The organism is Pseudomonas entomophila (assembly GCF_013523125.1).
Lineage (GTDB): Bacteria > Pseudomonadota > Gammaproteobacteria > Pseudomonadales > Pseudomonadaceae > Aquipseudomonas > Aquipseudomonas entomophila_B.
In genome coordinates, this window is sequence record NZ_JAAMQJ010000011.1 from 25467 (window position 1) to 41118 (window position 15652).

The window sequence follows — 15652 nt, forward strand, 5'->3', positions numbered from 1 at the left end:
TGCAGCTTGCAGCTCGACGGCACACACACCGCCGCACACGGTCCTACCTTCAGGCGACAGTGACCTACCCGGACGGCATTCCAACCCTTCGGTGGCACAATGCCTTTGATTCGATCGTTTTGGAGACCCTCATGCTGCGTGTATTTGAGCAACGGCTCGACCCTTTTCCGCCCGATGAGGCACCGCCACCGCCCGCTGGCCTGGCGCGGTTCCTCTGGGCCTGCACCCGTGGCGCGCGCCGGTACATCCTGGCCTTCGCCGTGCTCAGCGCTGGCGTGTCGATCTACGAAGCCTGGCTGTTCGCCTTCCTCGGCCAGGTCGTCGACCTGCTGACCACCTGGCAGGCCGGGGGCGAGGCGAGCGGTCAGGAGCAGCGCGTGCTCTGGGGCATCGGCCTCGTGCTGGTGGCCAGCGTCGGGCTGGTGGCGCTGCGTACCATGGTCCAGCACCAGATCCTGGCGATCAACCTGCCGCTGCGGCTGCGCTGGGACTTTCACCGGTTGATGCTGCGCCAGAGCCTGTCGTTCTTCTCCGACGAATTTTCCGGTCGGGTCACCACCAAGGTGATGCAGACCGCGCTGTCGGTGCGCGAGGTGCTGTTCACGCTGGTCGAGATCATCCCGGGGATCGGCGTCTACTTCGTGGCGATCGTCGCACTGGCCGGCGGCTTCGCGCTCAAGCTGATGCTGCCGTTCCTGGCCTGGATCGTGCTCTTCGGGCTGGCCATGGCGTACTTCGTGCCGCGCCTGGGCAAGGTCGGGCAGGAGCAGGCGCACGCACGCTCGTCGATGACCGGCCGAGTATCGGACGCCTACACCAACATCACCACCGTCAAGCTGTTCTCCCATTCCAAGCGCGAGGCCCACTTCGCCCGCGCGGCCATGGAGGACTTCAAGCAGACCGGGTTCCGCCAGATGCGTCTGGTCAGCCAGTTCGAGATCGTCAACCAGGCGCTGGTGGTCGGGCTGATCATGGGCGCCGGCGGCTATGCCCTGTGGCTGTGGCACCAGGGTGACGTCGGCACTGGGGCAGTGGCTGCGATCACCGCCATGGCGCTGCGCATCAACGGCATGTCGCACTGGATCATGTGGCAGATGACCTCGCTGTTCGAGAACATCGGCACCGTGCAGGACGGCATGGACACGCTCACCCGGGGCCCCAAGGTGCAGGATGCGCCCGACGCCGGCACCTTGGTGACCCATGGCGGCGCGGTGACCTTCGACAACGTCAGCTTCAACTACAACGGTGAGCGTCAGGTCCTGCAGGGGTTGAACCTGGACATCCGCCCGGGCGAGAAGATCGGCCTGGTCGGGCGTTCCGGGGCGGGCAAGTCGACGCTGATCAACTTGCTGCTGCGCTTCTACGACGTCGACAGCGGGCAGATCCGCATCGACGGGCAGGACATCGCCAAGGTGACCCAGGACAGCTTGCGCAGCGCCATCGGCATGGTCACCCAGGACACGTCGCTGCTGCACCGCTCGATCCGCGACAACATCGCTTACGGCCGGCCCGATGCCACCGATGCGCAGATCCACGAAGCCGCGGTCGCCGCCCAGGCCGATGGGTTCATCAGCCAGCTCAGCGACCGTCAGGGCGGCACTGGCTACGACACCCTGGTCGGCGAGCGCGGCATCAAGCTCTCCGGCGGGCAGCGTCAACGGGTCGCCATCGCCCGGGTGATGCTCAAGAACGCGCCGATCCTGCTGCTCGACGAGGCCACCAGTGCACTGGACTCGGAGGTCGAAGTGGCCATCCAGGAAAGCCTGGACGAGATGATGCAAGGCAAGACCGTGATCGCCATCGCCCACCGGCTCTCGACCATCGCGGCCATGGATCGCCTGATCGTGATGGATGCCGGGCGGATCCTCGAGCAGGGCACCCATGCCGAGCTGCTGCGCAAGAACGGCGTCTACGCACGGCTCTGGCAGCACCAGAGCGGCGGATTCCTGGGTGAGGACCAGGGCGTGCTCGACAGCGTGGAATGACCTGCACGACAGGGCGGTGCCGGACAAGAGCCTCGGCGCAGCCCTGAGATTCAGCGCCACCTGGCCGGGCGCCCGCAGGTGCCCGGCAACACCTTTCTCGAGTCAAGGGTGAGCCTTCGACATGGCGTCATGCCACAGCCTCCATGACGTCTTCGGTTGGCTGCACCCGAATGCGACGCCTGGTCGTGTCGTCTGAGCGAAGACAGCACCTCAGCCGGCGAGACGCTGATTCACCCAGGCGTGACTGTGCGCCTGCACCTGCTGAGCCAGCGGCACCGGGAAGTGGAGAAAACCATGGGGGGCAGCGGGCAGCAGGTGCGTTTCGACCGCCGCCACCTGCGACCAGCGTTCGGCCATCAGCCGCGTATCGTCGCGCAGCGGGTCGAGTTCGCCGACTAACAACAGGGCCGGCGGCAGGCCTTCGAGAGCCCCGTACAACGGCGACAGGGGTGGGCTACGGCGTTGCTGGTCGCTCATGTCTGGGGTCAGGCGCCGCAGCGCCTCGACCATGCCCGGACCGTCCAGCACCAGGGTGTCGGGGCCGGCGCTGCGCACGCTGGGCGTGCCGGTGAGGTCGTAGACACTGTAGTAGAGCACCGTCCCCGTGATACGTGCCAGCAGGGCGGGCCAGGCCTTGAGCGACAACAAGGTCGCTGCGGCCAGGTGGGCGCCGGCCGATTCCCCGACGACGATCACCGGCAGGCCGGCGAAGGCTTCGTCCTCGCTCTCCAGCAGCCAACGTGCGGCCGACAGGCAATCGTCCAGCAGGCCCTGGAGCGGAGTCGTGGTCGCCAGACGATAGTCCACCGACACCACCGTCACCTGACAGGCCTTGACCAGCGCCGCATTGACGTCGTCGTTCATCTGCGCGTTGCCGATGACCCAGCCCCCGCCGTGGATGTCCAGCACCAGGCCTTTCGACGGACCGTCCGGGCGGATGATGCGCACCGGCACGGGGGTGTCCGCCAGGCCGCCCAGGCGCGTGCGGGCCTGCAATCCCTGCTTGGCCAGGCTTCGCAGGCCGGCGAGCTGGCCGGCGCGCAGCAGGGTCTGGATCGCCGTCGGCGCCAGACGATTGCGGATACGGAACCGCGGCAGCCAGGCCAGTGTACGGTTGAAGCGCTGCATCTGGGCGATCGTGTCTGCAGCGTGCCAGGGGGCTTGAGGGGTCACGTTCACAGGTCCTCGTTCGGCCGGTGCATGCACCAGCAGGTCTTGAAAGGGCGCTTGCAGCCGGTCATGGCCGTGGCGTTCTCAGTGCGCGATCGCTTGCTTGCCGTAGCGGCGCGCCAGGGCATGGAGGCCGACGCCGACGGCCAACAGGACGCCAGCCCGTAACCAGTTCCCGGCCGGTTGCTGGGTCAGCAGCACCAGGCACGAGAGAATGCCCAGCAGCGGCACGATCGGATGAATGCTGAAGTGGGGCTCGTCGATCGTGTCTTTCTTCAGAACCAGCACCGCCAGGTTGGTGCTCAGGAACACGAACAGCAGCAACAGCACCACGGTCTCGGCCAGCACTTCGAGGGTGCCGGTGAGGGTCAGCAGCGCGGCCAGCACGGTGGTCGCCAGGATGGCCGGTGCTGGTGTGCGCCGGTTTGGCGATACCTGGCCGAGCCAGGCCGGCAGCAGGCCTTCGCGGGCCATGCCCAGGGTCAGGCGGCTGGCCATGATCATGGTCAGCAACGCGCCGTTGGCGACCGCGACCAGGGCAATCACCGCGAACCAGCTGCGGGGGATGCCCAGGCCCGAGTCGCCGACGATGTCCATCAGCGGGGCCTTGGCGGCGATCAGGTCGGTGGCCGGCATCACCAGGGCAGCTCCGGCGCCGACGGCCAGGTAGACCAGGCCGGCGATCAACAGGGCCATGAACAGGGCCTTGGGGTAGGTGCGGCGAACGTCACGCACTTCCTCGGCCAGGTTGGCGGAGGTTTCGAAGCCGACATAGGAGTAGAACGCCAGCAGCGCCGCGCCGAGGATCGCGCCGGCCGGCGCGTGGCCACCGAAGTCCAGCAGCCGCGCAGGCTCGGCACGACCCTGCCCGCACAACGCGGCCACCGCGACGATCACCAGCACCAGGCCGCTGAGCTCGATCACGGTCATCACCAGGTTGGCCCCCAGGGACTCCTTGATGCCGCGCAGGTTGAGCGCGGCGATCAGCAGCAGGAACAAAGGTGCCAGCACGTGGGTCGGCCAGTCCAGGAACACGCGCAGGTACTCCCCGGCGAAGGCCAATGACAGGCCGGCCACGCTGGTGATACCGGCTGCCAGCATGGCGAAGCCGACCAGGAACGACAGCAGCGGCGAGCCGAAGGCGCGCTGGGCGAAGACCGCGGCGCCACCGGCCCGTGGGTACTTGCTGACCAGTTCGGCATAGGACGCTGTGGTGAACAGGGCGAACAGCAGGCCCACCGCCAGCGGCGCCCAGATCGCGCCACCGGCCCGGTCGGCGATGGCGCCTGCCAGGGCGTAGACGCCCGCGCCGAGTACATCGCCCAGGATGAAGAACACCAGCAGTGGCAAGGTGACGACGCGTTTGAGAGCACGGGCAGGCGGTGGATTCATCGGGGGCATCCTGGCGAGACAATGAACAATGAAAAAAGGCGCCGGATCGTGATCACGGCGCCTCGTCGACCAACCCTTGGAGCTTACTGGGTCTTGTCGTGGGCAGCGTCGCCACCGTGGGCAGCGGCCAGTTTCTTGGCCTGGGTCAGGTGAGCTTCGAGCTTGGGCAGGGTGTCGGTCGCGAATTTCTTCACGTCCGCGTCCTTGCCATCCTTGATCTCTTCCTTGAAGAGTTCGATGGTCTGCTCGTGGGCCTTGACCTGGTTGTTGGCGTAGGAGCGATCGAACGAGTCCTCACGGATGTCCAGGATCAGCTTCTTGGCCTTGTCCATCAATTCGGCGTCGGTCGCGACCTTGATGTTCTTGGTCTGAGCGATGCCTTTGAGTTGTTCGTTGGCCTTGGTGTGGTCATCGACCATCATCTGGGCGAAGGTCTTCACGTCGGCGGACTGGCTCTTTTCCAGGGCCAGCTTGCCGGCTTCGATTTCAGCGATGCCCTTGGCAGAGGCTTCATCGACGAAATCGGCAGGGTCGGCAGCCATGACGGCCTGAGCGGCGAAGGCGAAGAGGACGCTGCAGATACCAGCTTGAAGTTTCTTGTTCATGGGCGATAGCTCCTTAAGTCATATCCATGTGGCGGTGGGGTCCGCATTCGTGTGACTGGGGGCATGCGCGCGAGGTTCAGAAAAATGTTGATGCGTTGTCACTTCGGGGCAGGACACCTACGTAGGCCGCTGAAAATGCTGGACCAGTGCAGAGGCTTTGGCCCGGATCTGCCGACCGCGCAACACGAGCACCAGCAGGCTGCCGCCCGTGGCCAACGCCATGTCCTTCTGGGCGTCCCAGAAGTCGCCCTGGGCTCCGACGAACGAGGAATCGCCACCGCCCAGGTAGGCACCACCGACCCACTCCATCAGTTCGTAGAGCAGGGACGTCGCCAGGATGAAGGACCAGGCGATCAGCGATGCCCAGGCGCCTTGCAGCGCACAGCGCGCCACCAGCAGCTGGCGAAAGGGCAGGGCCAGCAGCAGGCCATAGGCCAGGTGCACCAGCCGGTCGTACTGGTTGCGCGGCCAACCGAAAGCCTGATCGAGGCTGACGTTCAACCACCGAAGCGCCAGGGCGTCGTACGGCACCTTGGGGTAGGTGAAGTGCGTGCCGATCTCGTGCAGACAGAGGAAGACCACGATCATCGCCCAGGCGGGAGTGGACAGCGCCAGGCGATCCCGGTACATCCAGGCCAGTGCGGCACCGATCAGCACCAGGGCGTTTTCCACCAACCAGGTGGTGCGGTCCAGCGGTGCCCAGCCACACACGATGAAGACCCCCGCGAAACCCACGAAGAGCGCTTGCTTGCAGGTGAATCCGGTCTTGGGCGGCATACAGGCTCCTTTGGATGTGTGGCGCAGGTACTGACACAGTGGAGTGCGCTGCGGGCAGGCCTGTTCCGTCCTGGCGGGAGTGGCGTGTTACGGCGCATTGCGACGAAGAGGCGGGGTTTTCGCGATGGAGGCAAGTCTGTGCTTGCCCAGGCGCGTCGAAGTTGGCACGCTTTGCCCGCAATCGACCACCCCTAAGCCGTTCATAGAAGGGAGCGTACCGTTGAGCTGGGAAAAAGTTGGAAAATCCCTCGTGGGCGTCTTGGCCGTACTGACCCTGGCGATCGCAGGGTTCGTGCTCACCCGAGCCGATGCCAGGCTCCAGGCCTACTTGACGTACGACAGCCTGACCTATCCCACCCAGTTCAGCGCACGGATCAGTGCCGCTAGCGAACAACTCAAGTACGACGTGCTGGCACGACAGGTGCAGCGCATCGGCGCTGGCGCACTCGATCAGGATCAGGTGGCGCAATTGGTCGAAGTGTCCCAGGCGCCGTTTCGGCAGATGTTCGCCAAACCGTTCGAAGCTGGGCTGGTGGACCATCGCACGGCCTTGTACATCGACCTGAACAACACCAGCGAGCAGACCGTCAGGGACATTCACATCCGCCTGCCGGCCAAGGGGCTGGTGCAGGTGCGCAACGACGCCGGAAACGACGAGGTCCACGAACTGCCGGCCGGTGCGGTGGACATTCCTGAAATCAGCCCCGGTGGGAATGCCAAGGTCTGGGTCTATTTCGACAGTGACTACAGCGAGATCCGCCAGGGCAGCCTCTCGATTCGCGATGCCGAGGGCAAGGCCGATCTGCACATCTACCGCGCCTTCACGGGGTTGGACGCCGATGTGGCGCAGTACCGCACACCGCTCTTGTGGCTGCTCGGCTGTTCATTGGCAGGCGTGGTCGGCCTGACCTGCCTGTGTCTGGCGCAACGGCGGCGTCTTCGTCTTTCTGCTCGTCACACGGTCTGACAGGTCAGCATTCGGTTGCCGCCCCTGGCCCTACCGGCAAGAGACATCAGTGCAGCGACAAGGCAGGCGTCGCGCGATTCGCCGGTCGTCTTTCGCGTTCGGCAGGTGCCATGGCTGTCGTCCCCTGATGCCGTCTGGCAATTCGCAACACACCCCACACCATCGCCAGCGCAACCGCCATCCAGGCACTGATCAGGCTGAAAAGTATCATCGCAAGGCTCATGAAATACCCCCTGTGCTTTGGTCACTTCTCTTGCATGTAATTAGCTGACTGCCTGGGCGACGGCGAAATTCCATGAAATGTGCTATGGCAGGATGATTGGCGCGCTGTTTGCTCGGGGCAGGCGATGGACGGTCGTGAGCCTGAGGGTGCAGCAGGAGAGGTGAGCCCGGCTCATGAGCCTTTCAGGGCCAGGCCTTTCAACGTCTTTGGAAAAAACCCAGGATAGGATCGTGGGTGCAGCCACAGATTCACCGGCATGATGCATCGGTTCGACGAACACCTCGTAGCGGTTCGTGTCAACGCCGAACACACTGAGGGGTACATCTGTCCGCGATTATCCACAATCACTTCGAGCATCGGCCTGCCTCCAGCGCGCAGGGCTCGCCCATGAAGCGCGTGATGGCCGTCTACTCGTCCAAAGACAGGTTGCAAGCATCGACCTGGGCAAGGTGCCGGGCGTAAGAAATACGTCCATCGCCAATGCCTGGTCGATGTCCGCTTCATCGAACGTCTCGACCAGCACCTGCAGGCCCAACGCCATGGCCAGCCTGTGCAGTCGCTCAAGGCTGTTGGCCGGCAGGCAGAGCACGGTCCCCTCTGCCGGCAGGGTCGACCTCACACTTCACCAAGACCTGCTTCAAAGCAGGCCTTGGCGAAGTACAGTGGGGTCTTACGGCTTGTCGTTCTCCGGCGCAAAGCCCAGCCCCGACGACAGATCGGTCCCGGCCTGGGTGGACGACGACTGCGTCGTTGCGGCCGAACTCACGGACTGAGCCGTGCCGCTCTTTTCGTGCGTTTCAGGCGTCTTCTGCTCGGCCACGGTCTGCGTCACGGTGTCCTTGGCTTGCTTGTAGGCTTGCTCACCCTTGGCCTTGACCGTGTCGGTCAGGCGATCGCTGGCACTGCCCATCAACTGGTCTTCCTTGCGCGTCGACGGCAAGGCAGCACCGATGGCCGCACCCAGGGCGATACCGATGGCCGCCAGGACCAGCGGTTGTTCCTTGAGCAAGGTGTCGAACTGGCCTTTCACCACGTCCGTCTGCTGCTTGATCTGGTCCCGTGCATCGTGGGCCGTGCGGCGCAGCGAGTCGGTGGTGTCGTGGGCCGTACGACGCAGCGAGTCCGCGGTGTCGCCTGCGGAATGGCGTGTGCTTTCGCTCATGCCGCTGGCTTTGTCACGCAGGTCATAGGCCTTGGCGCGGACGCTGTCGCCCGCGTCATGCAGTTTGTCGCCCGCTTGTGCGAAGGCGCCCTTGACCGTATCGACCATGTCGCCGAGCTTGTCGCCCAGCCCCGGCCCGTGGGAGGCCGGCCCCGGATTGAAGGGTCTGTTCTGGTTGAGCGCCAGCCAGCCCAGGCCGATGGCCGTCAACGTGGTGGGCAGCGGGTTGTTCTTCAACGTGAGCGCCAGGTTGTGGCAGAACTCACCGCCGTTGCCCTTGGTATAGGACAGCGCCTGGTCGAACAGCTGGCCAGGGGTCATGCGCTGCTCGATGGCATCGACCAGGTGACTGATGTGCTCGCGCTTGGCGTTGATTTCCTGTTCCAGCTGGTCAGGGTTCTTGTGCGACTCGTGTTCGAACGACGGGCTCATGGCAGTTTCCTCTTGATCGCTTCCTTGTCCTGGTGCATGGCGTTGAGCGTGCGGTCCGGCGTCAAGTGCGAAGGCTCGAATTGCTTCTTGCCCGACTGCAGCATGATGAAGCCGATGATCACGGTGATGGCGCCGACGATCAGCGCGGCCAGCCAGGGCGCCACGACGATGGCCAGGGCATAGACGGCGGCCAGCAGCAGGATGATGAAACCGGCCAGCAGCACGATCGCCCCGGCGGCTACAGCTGCGGTGCCTGCCTTCAGGGTATTGAGGTTGTGCTGAAGTTCGGACTTGGCCAGGGCCAGTTCCTTGGTGAACAGCGCCGGGACTTCATGCATCAATTGGCGCAACAGGCCGCCGATACCGACCGAGTCTTCTGCATGGGGAGGAACGGGCGGCGTAGGGTTGAGCGGATCGTGGTTCATCACAGGCCTCCTTTGAGCGGGTCGTTGTCACGGCTCGAGCCGGTGATCGGGCTCACGTGGGTCGCGCCGATCGGATCGACCGAGGCTGCGCTGCCCTGGGCATCGACGGGGGTGTAGGGCTTGTGCGTGGACACGTCGCTGGAACGATCCGGCGTCGGTGGCGTGCTGTGGAAGGGTTCACTGGCTCCGTAGGCCGCTGGCGGATGATTGCCGGACGATGCGCTGTGGCCATGCTCGCTGGCGCGAAGGAAACGTGACAGGCCGAATCCGATCGCGACACTGCCGGCGATGAACAGCCCTGGGTTGTCCTTGGCCAGGCGCGAGCCTTTCTGCAGCAGTTCCTCGGCGCTCTGGTGACGCACCTGCTCGGCGAAGGTGCCCAGGTAGCCAGCCAGTTGGCCCAGATACTGCGACAGCCCGAGCGTATCGTTGCCCTGGAGGGCCTCGGCGGCGGATTTTGCCCCTTGCTTGAGCGTTTCCAGCTGGTCGGCGGCCGTGTCCCGGTACTGCTCGTAGTGCTCGGTGCCTTGGGCCTTGGCCTCGTTGAGCAAGGAACCTGCCTCGTCGGCGATGGCGTGCACGTGATCTTGCGTACTCCCGGCAGACGCCGAGGCGGCTGGATCGCGATCGGTCTTGTCCATGATGATCTCCCTTCGATGAGTGGTCCCGGCGTGTAGCCGGTTCAAGTGCCGCTACAAAAGGGGACGAGGCGTCAGCGAAAGAAGTTCAGTCCGATGGCGTGGTGGGCTCGCCTGCACGGACAAGCGGCACGAATAGCGCATGCAAACGTTTCAGAGTGTTTCAAAATCCGGCGATAGGCGAGGCGATGAGGCCTTAGCGCTCGTGCAGATCCAGGCCCTGGCGCAACCGCGTCAGCATGGCATCGCGCAGCGCAGTGGGTGCATGCACCTGCAAGGCACCCGCTTGGGACAACAGCCAGTGCAACAGTTTCGGGGTGTCTTCCAGCGTTGCACAGGTCAGCGTGTCGCCTTCTGGCGTGGATTCGAGGGTCAGGTCCGAGATGCCGAAGGTCCGGGCGAAATCCTGCGTCAGCCTTGGCTCAGCCTTGAAGGTCACACGGATGTGGCGAGGTTCGATGAGCGTCGCACGGGATGCTTCGGGCGTAGCGCGATCGACGGCGGGGCATGTCGAGGCAGGCTTGCAGCCGGGTTGCCAGGACCAGCGATAAGGCAAGGCCTGGTCTTCGCAGCGCAACGGAAACACCTTCGACAGCTCCAGCAGATCACGTTCCACGGTGCGCTTGCTGGTGTCGTGGCCGACCTCCAGCAGCAGCTGCTGCAGTACGCGAGCATTCAGGCCAGGCGCTGCGTCAGGCAGCAGGGTGAGAATGGCCCACTGGCGGGCGAGGGTCTGACGCGTGGAGTGGCTGGGCAAGGCGAAGTCTCGACAAGACGTTGGTGTAGATGGTGGCATATAGCTATCGCGCAGCTTACCCTGCCCATGGATCGGATCCAAGTTTTCCGTTCCGTGCATCTGTATCAATGCACGACAGCCGTGTCCAGTCGGTCCATGCATGACGTCAGTGCCAGTCTGCTGTATACAGAGCCTGTACCAAGGGGAGTCCTGCAAGGGGCTGAGAAACCGCTGGCGCGGTGACCCTTCGAACCTGATCCGGATCATGCCGGCGAAGGGATGGGCGCAAGCACCTGCCTTTCTGCCGGCCTCACTGCGAGGCCAGCCCCATGCCACACCCTCAGGGTCTCGCTGTCACCTGCACGAGGACAGCCCGATGACCGAACGTTTCACCGATACCCTGCGTCACCAGAACGCGCCTGACTGGGCAGCTGCCGTCGAACACCGGTTCGTGACCGAGCTGTGCGAGGGGCGCGTGGCCGATACGACCATGGCCCGTTATCTGGTGCAGGACCACCGCTTTCTCGACAGCTTCCTGGCCTTGCTCGGCGCCGCCATCGCCAGTGCCGACAATGTCGAGGCCCGACTTCGGCTGGGGCGTTTCGTCGGGCTGATCGCTGGCGAAGAGAACACCTATTTCCTGCGAGCATTCGCCGCGCTGGGCGTGGACGAGGCGCAACGCCATGCCCCTGCGGATACAACGCCCACCGCCGGTTTCAAGGCGTTGATGCGCGACGCGGCGCAGTCCCGCTGCTATGCCGCTGCGCTGTCGGTGCTCGTGGTCGCCGAATGGCTGTACCTGGACTGGGCCAGCCGCGCGCCTCGCCCGTTGCCCACGCGCTTCGAGCACGCCGAGTGGATCACCCTGCACGACAACCCGGCCTTCCATGACGTCGTCGCCTTCCTGCGCGCCGAGCTGGACCGGGTCGGACCTGAGCAGGCCGAGATCAGCCAGGACTTCTTCCGGCGGGCAGTGGCGCTGGAGCGAGCCTTCTTCGATGCTGCCTATGCCGAGGAGGCGTGACCCATGGACCTGTTCGATCGCCTCAAGGCCGCTGCAGCGGCCGACTGGAGCGCTTACGTCGATCACCGCTTCGTGCGGCAGATGGGCGAGGGCAGCTTGCCCGAGCCGGTGTTCCGCACCTACCTGGTGCAGGATTACTTGTTCCTGATCCAGTTCGCCCGTGCCTGGGCCCTGGCCGCCTACAAGAGCCGGCGTCCCGACGACATTCGGGCGGCGCAGGCGGGATTGGCGGCGATCCTCGACGAGACCGAACTGCACCTGCGCCTTTGTGCGCGCTGGGGGCTATCCCGGGACGATGTCGAGCATGCCCCCGAGCACCGCGCCACCGTGGCCTACAGCCGTTTCGTGCTCGACTGCGGCGCCGCCGGCGACCTGCTCGACTTGCAGGTGGCCTTGGCGCCCTGCGTGATGGGCTACGCCGAGATCGGCGAGCGCCTGGCGCGCGATGTGCCGGATCTGGCGAGCCATCCCTACGGCGAATGGATCGGCGAGTATGCCGGCGAAGCCTACCAAGGCGTCGCGACGGCAGCCCGTGCCCATCTGGACGAACTGGCCAGTCGTGGCATGACCGAACAGCGCTTCATCGAACTGGCCGCGACTTTCGCTCAGGCCTCACGGCTGGAGGCCGACTTCTGGTCGATGGGGTACGACGAGTAGCGCACGCGGGCGCCGCGGACGAGTGGGGCAGTCTTGGCGCTGCGGTGAGGCTGCGTCCATCATCGCGGGCAAGCCTGCGATGAACCGCGCTGCAGCGTTGGGCGGTGCGTCGGTTTCCAGGAGCGAACCTACGCCTTTGCGGGGGTCGTTCCCGAACGCACATGCCGCGCCAGGACCTGTTCGAACAGGCCCCACATCGCCGCCTCCGTGCTGAACGCCACATTGAACCGCATCCAGCCGCTCGCCTGGGCATCGACCATGAACAGCTGGCCTGGCCCCAGCATGATGCCGTGCTCCAGCGTGTCGTCCAACAGCGCGGCGCTGTCGGGCAGGTCAGGGTGACGCGTCCAGATGTACAGGCCCTCGTCCGACTCGACGAACAGCTCGAAGCCCAGGCGATGCAACTGCTGGCCGACCACCCGGTGCGCGTCGGCCAGTCGCTGGCGCAGACGCTTGAGGTGCTTGCGCCAGCGTCCATCGATGACCGCCGCATACACCACCCGCTCCATCACCTGCGAGGTGGTCAGCCCTGAACGCATCTTCAACCGCAGCAATTGCTGGATCGACTCGGCATTGGCCAGCAGGTAGCCGACGCGCACGTTCGGTGAAATGCTCTTGGAGTAGCTGCCGACGTACACCACCTGCTGCAAGTGATCCAGGCTGGCCAGGCAAGGTTGGGGCTCGGCCATCATGTCGGCGTAGAGGTTGTTCTCCACCAGTCGGAACCCATGCTGCGAGGCCAGTTGCAAGAGCCGGTGCAACTGGGGCAGGGGCGTGCGCGAGCAGGTCGGGCTGTGCAGGTGCGGCTGGGTGAAGAACACGGTCGGACGGTACTGGTCCAGCAAGTGCTCGAGCTGGTCCAGGTCATAGCCGGCCGGTGTCCGAGGCACCCCGACCAGTGTCGCGCCCTGAAAGCGCAGGATGCTCATCAGGTTGGGATAACCGGGGTCATCCACCAGTACTACATCGCCCGGCCGCACCAGTGTGCGCACCGCCAGGTCCAAGGCCTGGCTGGCGCCGTGGGTCAGCAGCAGCTGCGTCGGGTTGGCGACGATGCTCAACTCCTGCTGCAGGTTCTGCGCGGTCAAGGCCCGTAGTTCGGGCAGGCCCATCGGATCGCCATAGCCCGACAATTCCAGAGGGCTGCCTGCGACCTGACGCATGCCGCGGCGCAGGCCGTCCTCGTACATCCAGTCGTTGGGCAGCCAGCCGCAGCCGGGCTTGTAGGGCAACTGGCGGGTCTCGAAGATCTGTTGCAGGTACCACTCCGAGTTGAAGCGCGGACGTGGCGTGTCGGGCCGGTGCGCGTGCTGTTCGAGCAGCTCGTTCACCGCACGATTGACGAAGAAGCCGGCATTGCCGCGGCTCACCAACAGGCCCTGGGCAACCAGGCGATCGTAGGCCTCCACCACGGTGAAGGTGCTGACCGAATAGGTCACGGCGAAGGCGCGGATCGAAGGCACCTTGGCACCCGGCTTGAGGGTCTGGTCGTCGATCCGCTCGCGCAGCCCGTCGATGATCTGGTTGACCAGCGGGATGGGTGAGTCGGGGTGAAGTTCGAGCATGGGGTAGGCCTTCAGGGGAGGGCGTGGCAACCAGGCGCCAGCAGGGTATCGCGGGTGTATTGCATGGGTGGCCTGTACAGTGCAGTGAAGATTTCACCTGCCTGTGCATGGCTCATTGCGACGGACATTTTTACATTAGGTGTCAGTTATCGCCACACCCAGCATGACAATGCGTCGTGAACGACAGCAAAGAGACCGCCGCAGTACGGCCGAGGTCCGCCTCGCGTCCTGTTCCAGGCCGGGTATGACGGAGTCTAGCCGTCATTCGGCCGTTGCACGGTTCAGTTCGTCCGGGGATCGCTCTCCGGACGCGTAGGCAGGCCGCCATGGAAGGCCTGCGTGTGCGTTGTGCACGCCCTCCTGCTCGCTTGGCACTGATGTACGGGTGAAACCGATAGCCATCGGGGTTTCACGGATCTTCCTTGGATAAAAAGAAACACGGGGTACACAACTGATGGACGCAACATCCTCCTCCACCCTCGCCGCGAACGAGGCGCACGAGAGCAAGCTCAGTGCCACCCTCAAGCCGCGCCACCTGACGATGATGTCGATCGCCGGGGTCATCGGCGGCGCCCTGTTCGTCGGCTCCGGCAGCGTGATTCACAGCGCCGGCCCAGCCGCCGTGCTGGCCTACCTGGCCGGCGGCATCCTGGTGGTGCTGATCATGCGCATGCTCGGCGAGATGGCGACCTCCTCGCCGGACACCGGCTCGTTCTCCACCTACGCCGACCGCGCCATCGGCCGCTGGGCCGGTTTCACCATCGGCTGGCTGTACTGGTGGTACTGGGTGATCCTGATGGCCTGGGAAGCCTACGTGGCAGGCAAGATCCTGCACGGCTTCTTCCCCGACGTGAGCGTCAACGTGTTCGTCCTGGCGACCACCTTGCTGCTGATCACGGTAAACTTCTTCAACGTCAAGCACTACGGTGAGTTCGAGTTCTGGTTCGCGTTGATCAAGGTCGTGGCGATCTGTTGCTTCCTGATCGTGTGCACCGCCGCCGTCATGAACATCTGGCAGTTCGGCGAAGTGCGCGGCATGACCCACCTGACCGCCGAAGGCTTCATGCCCAACGGCATCACCACGGTGGTCGGCGCGTTGCTCGGCGTGATGTTTGCCTTCCTCGGCGCGGAAATCGTCACCATCGCCGCTTCCGAATCCAAGGACCCGGCCCGTCAGATCGTCAAGGCCACCAACTCCGTGGTCTGGCGCGTGTGCCTGTTCTACGTCGGCTCGATCTTCCTGATCGTCTGCCTGGTGCCGTGGAACGACCCGCACCTGGGCGTCTCCGGCTATGGCGCCTACCGCCGTACCCTGGAACTGCTGGGCGTGCCGTACGCCGAGCTGCTGATGAACTTCGTGGTGCTGACCTCGGTGAGCAGCTGCCTGATCTCCGGCCACTACACTGCCTCGCGCATGCTGTTCTCCCTGGCCAAGCGCGGCGATGCGCCGTCGATCTTCAAGCGTACCCGCGCCAACTCCGGCGTGCCGGTGTTCGCCATCGTCGGCTCGTGCCTGGTCGCGGTGTTCTGCGCCCTGATCAACTTCAGCGAGACCCTGCGCCCGCAGGACGTGCTGGAAACCCTGATGAACACCACCGGCATGATCGCCCTGCTGGTGTACCTGGTGATCGCCTTCTCGCAGCTGCGCATGCGCCGCAAGCTGATCGCCGAGGGCAAGGAGATCCAGCTCAAGATGTGGCTGTTCCCCTGGCTGACCTACCTGGTGATCGCGTTCATCGTGGTCTGCCTGGTGGTGATGGCCTTCCTGCCGGACTACCAGATCCTGGTGATCTCCACGGGCGCTGCGGCGGCCATCGTGGTGGCCATGGGTGTGGTGCACCAGATCCGGGGTGCCAAGCGCGTCTGATTTGGGCGTGATGAAAAACCCGCGCTC

At 64.8% G+C, this 15652-nt stretch carries 15 protein-coding genes and 1 riboswitch; of the genes, 5 read left to right on the forward strand and 10 right to left on the reverse strand.

Annotated elements, in window-relative coordinates; all coding sequences use genetic code 11:
- The first annotated feature begins 131 nt into the window (after positions 1–131).
- The gene (locus tag G7007_RS08400) at positions 132–1985 is read left to right on the forward strand and encodes an ABC transporter ATP-binding protein (RefSeq protein WP_181100679.1); all 1854 of its coding nucleotides are present in this window, start codon (positions 132–134) and stop codon (positions 1983–1985) included.
- Between the two features lie 210 nt (positions 1986–2195).
- On the opposite strand, the gene G7007_RS08405 is transcribed toward G7007_RS08400, so the two are convergent.
- From G7007_RS08405 to G7007_RS08420, 4 genes are all read right to left on the reverse strand, one after another.
- On the reverse strand, positions 2196–3113 hold the full coding sequence (locus G7007_RS08405) for an alpha/beta hydrolase (RefSeq protein ID WP_181100860.1): 918 nt from the start codon (positions 3111–3113) through the stop codon (positions 2196–2198).
- Between the two features lie 126 nt (positions 3114–3239).
- Positions 3240–4547 carry an APC family permease gene (locus tag G7007_RS08410; protein WP_181100681.1) on the reverse strand — a complete coding sequence of 436 codons (1308 nt, stop codon included), beginning with the start codon at positions 4545–4547 and terminating at the stop codon, positions 3240–3242.
- A gap of 83 nt (positions 4548–4630) precedes the next feature.
- The gene (locus G7007_RS08415) at positions 4631–5152 is read right to left on the reverse strand and encodes a DUF4142 domain-containing protein (protein ID WP_181100682.1); all 522 of its coding nucleotides are present in this window, start codon (positions 5150–5152) and stop codon (positions 4631–4633) included.
- Between the two features lie 117 nt (positions 5153–5269).
- The gene (locus G7007_RS08420; RefSeq protein WP_181100683.1) at positions 5270–5929 is read right to left on the reverse strand and encodes a DUF2238 domain-containing protein; all 660 of its coding nucleotides are present in this window, start codon (positions 5927–5929) and stop codon (positions 5270–5272) included.
- A 220-nt stretch (positions 5930–6149) separates the two neighbouring features.
- Here G7007_RS08420 and G7007_RS08425 point away from each other — a divergent pair, with 220 nt between their 5' ends.
- Positions 6150–6896: a hypothetical protein gene (locus tag G7007_RS08425; protein WP_181100684.1), complete on the forward strand. Its 747-nt coding sequence runs from the start codon at positions 6150–6152 to the stop codon at positions 6894–6896.
- A gap of 46 nt (positions 6897–6942) precedes the next feature.
- Here the strand turns inward: G7007_RS08425 and G7007_RS08430 are convergent, their stop codons facing one another.
- The 5 genes from G7007_RS08430 to G7007_RS08450 form a co-directional block, all read right to left on the reverse strand.
- Positions 6943–7119: a hypothetical protein gene (locus G7007_RS08430; RefSeq protein WP_181100685.1), complete on the reverse strand. Its 177-nt coding sequence runs from the start codon at positions 7117–7119 to the stop codon at positions 6943–6945.
- Between the two features lie 670 nt (positions 7120–7789).
- The gene (locus G7007_RS08435; protein ID WP_181100687.1) at positions 7790–8713 is read right to left on the reverse strand and encodes a DUF3618 domain-containing protein; all 924 of its coding nucleotides are present in this window, start codon (positions 8711–8713) and stop codon (positions 7790–7792) included.
- Complete coding sequence (locus tag G7007_RS08440) at positions 8710–9138, reverse strand: phage holin family protein (RefSeq protein WP_181100688.1); 429 nt, start codon at positions 9136–9138, stop codon at positions 8710–8712. The genes G7007_RS08435 and G7007_RS08440 overlap by 4 nt, the downstream gene beginning before the upstream one ends.
- A complete protein-coding gene (locus tag G7007_RS08445) occupies positions 9138–9779 on the reverse strand; it encodes a hypothetical protein (protein WP_181100689.1) in 642 nt (213 codons plus the stop codon). Before G7007_RS08445 ends, G7007_RS08440 begins: the two co-directional genes overlap by 1 nt.
- A 193-nt stretch (positions 9780–9972) precedes the next feature.
- A complete protein-coding gene (locus tag G7007_RS08450; RefSeq protein ID WP_181100690.1) occupies positions 9973–10533 on the reverse strand; it encodes a WYL domain-containing protein in 561 nt (186 codons plus the stop codon).
- A gap of 170 nt (positions 10534–10703) precedes the next feature.
- Positions 10704–10809: riboswitch (TPP riboswitch) on the forward strand.
- 79 nt (positions 10810–10888) lie between these two features.
- Here G7007_RS08450 and G7007_RS08455 point away from each other — a divergent pair.
- Complete coding sequence (locus G7007_RS08455; RefSeq protein WP_181100691.1) at positions 10889–11536, forward strand: TenA family protein; 648 nt, start codon at positions 10889–10891, stop codon at positions 11534–11536.
- Between the two features lie 3 nt (positions 11537–11539).
- Positions 11540–12193 (forward strand): TenA family protein, encoded by a 654-nt coding sequence (locus tag G7007_RS08460; RefSeq protein ID WP_181100693.1) that lies wholly within the window; start codon positions 11540–11542, stop codon positions 12191–12193.
- A 128-nt stretch (positions 12194–12321) separates the two neighbouring features.
- Here the strand turns inward: G7007_RS08460 and G7007_RS08465 are convergent, their stop codons facing one another.
- Positions 12322–13758, reverse strand: coding sequence for an aminotransferase-like domain-containing protein (locus G7007_RS08465; RefSeq protein ID WP_181100695.1), 1437 nt, complete (start codon positions 13756–13758; stop codon positions 12322–12324).
- 454 nt (positions 13759–14212) lie between these two features.
- On the opposite strand from G7007_RS08465, the gene G7007_RS08470 reads away from it, so the two are divergent.
- On the forward strand, positions 14213–15625 hold the full coding sequence (locus tag G7007_RS08470) for an amino acid permease (RefSeq protein WP_181100696.1): 1413 nt from the start codon (positions 14213–14215) through the stop codon (positions 15623–15625).
- Positions 15626–15652 lie beyond the last annotated feature (27 nt).

Bases quoted from the DNA above. Each gene is read 5' to 3' on its own strand.
- G7007_RS08430 (WP_181100685.1), bottom strand. From the start codon at position 7,119: ATGAGCCTTGCGATGATACTTTTCAGCCTGATCAGTGCCTGGATGGCG.
- G7007_RS08420 (WP_181100683.1), bottom strand. From the start codon at position 5,929: ATGCCGCCCAAGACCGGATTCACCTGCAAGCAAGCGCTCTTCGTGGGT.
- G7007_RS08415 (WP_181100682.1), bottom strand. From the start codon at position 5,152: ATGAACAAGAAACTTCAAGCTGGTATCTGCAGCGTCCTCTTCGCCTTC.
- G7007_RS08465 (WP_181100695.1), bottom strand. From the start codon at position 13,758: ATGCTCGAACTTCACCCCGACTCACCCATCCCGCTGGTCAACCAGATC.
- G7007_RS08440 (WP_181100688.1), bottom strand. From the start codon at position 9,138: ATGAACCACGATCCGCTCAACCCTACGCCGCCCGTTCCTCCCCATGCA.
- G7007_RS08435 (WP_181100687.1), bottom strand. From the start codon at position 8,713: ATGAGCCCGTCGTTCGAACACGAGTCGCACAAGAACCCTGACCAGCTG.
- G7007_RS08460 (WP_181100693.1), top strand. From the start codon at position 11,540: ATGGACCTGTTCGATCGCCTCAAGGCCGCTGCAGCGGCCGACTGGAGC.
- G7007_RS08410 (WP_181100681.1), bottom strand. From the start codon at position 4,547: ATGAATCCACCGCCTGCCCGTGCTCTCAAACGCGTCGTCACCTTGCCA.
- G7007_RS08400 (WP_181100679.1), top strand. From the start codon at position 132: ATGCTGCGTGTATTTGAGCAACGGCTCGACCCTTTTCCGCCCGATGAG.
- G7007_RS08445 (WP_181100689.1), bottom strand. From the start codon at position 9,779: ATGGACAAGACCGATCGCGATCCAGCCGCCTCGGCGTCTGCCGGGAGT.
- G7007_RS08455 (WP_181100691.1), top strand. From the start codon at position 10,889: ATGACCGAACGTTTCACCGATACCCTGCGTCACCAGAACGCGCCTGAC.
- G7007_RS08405 (WP_181100860.1), bottom strand. From the start codon at position 3,113: ATGCAGCGCTTCAACCGTACACTGGCCTGGCTGCCGCGGTTCCGTATC.
- G7007_RS08470 (WP_181100696.1), top strand. From the start codon at position 14,213: ATGGACGCAACATCCTCCTCCACCCTCGCCGCGAACGAGGCGCACGAG.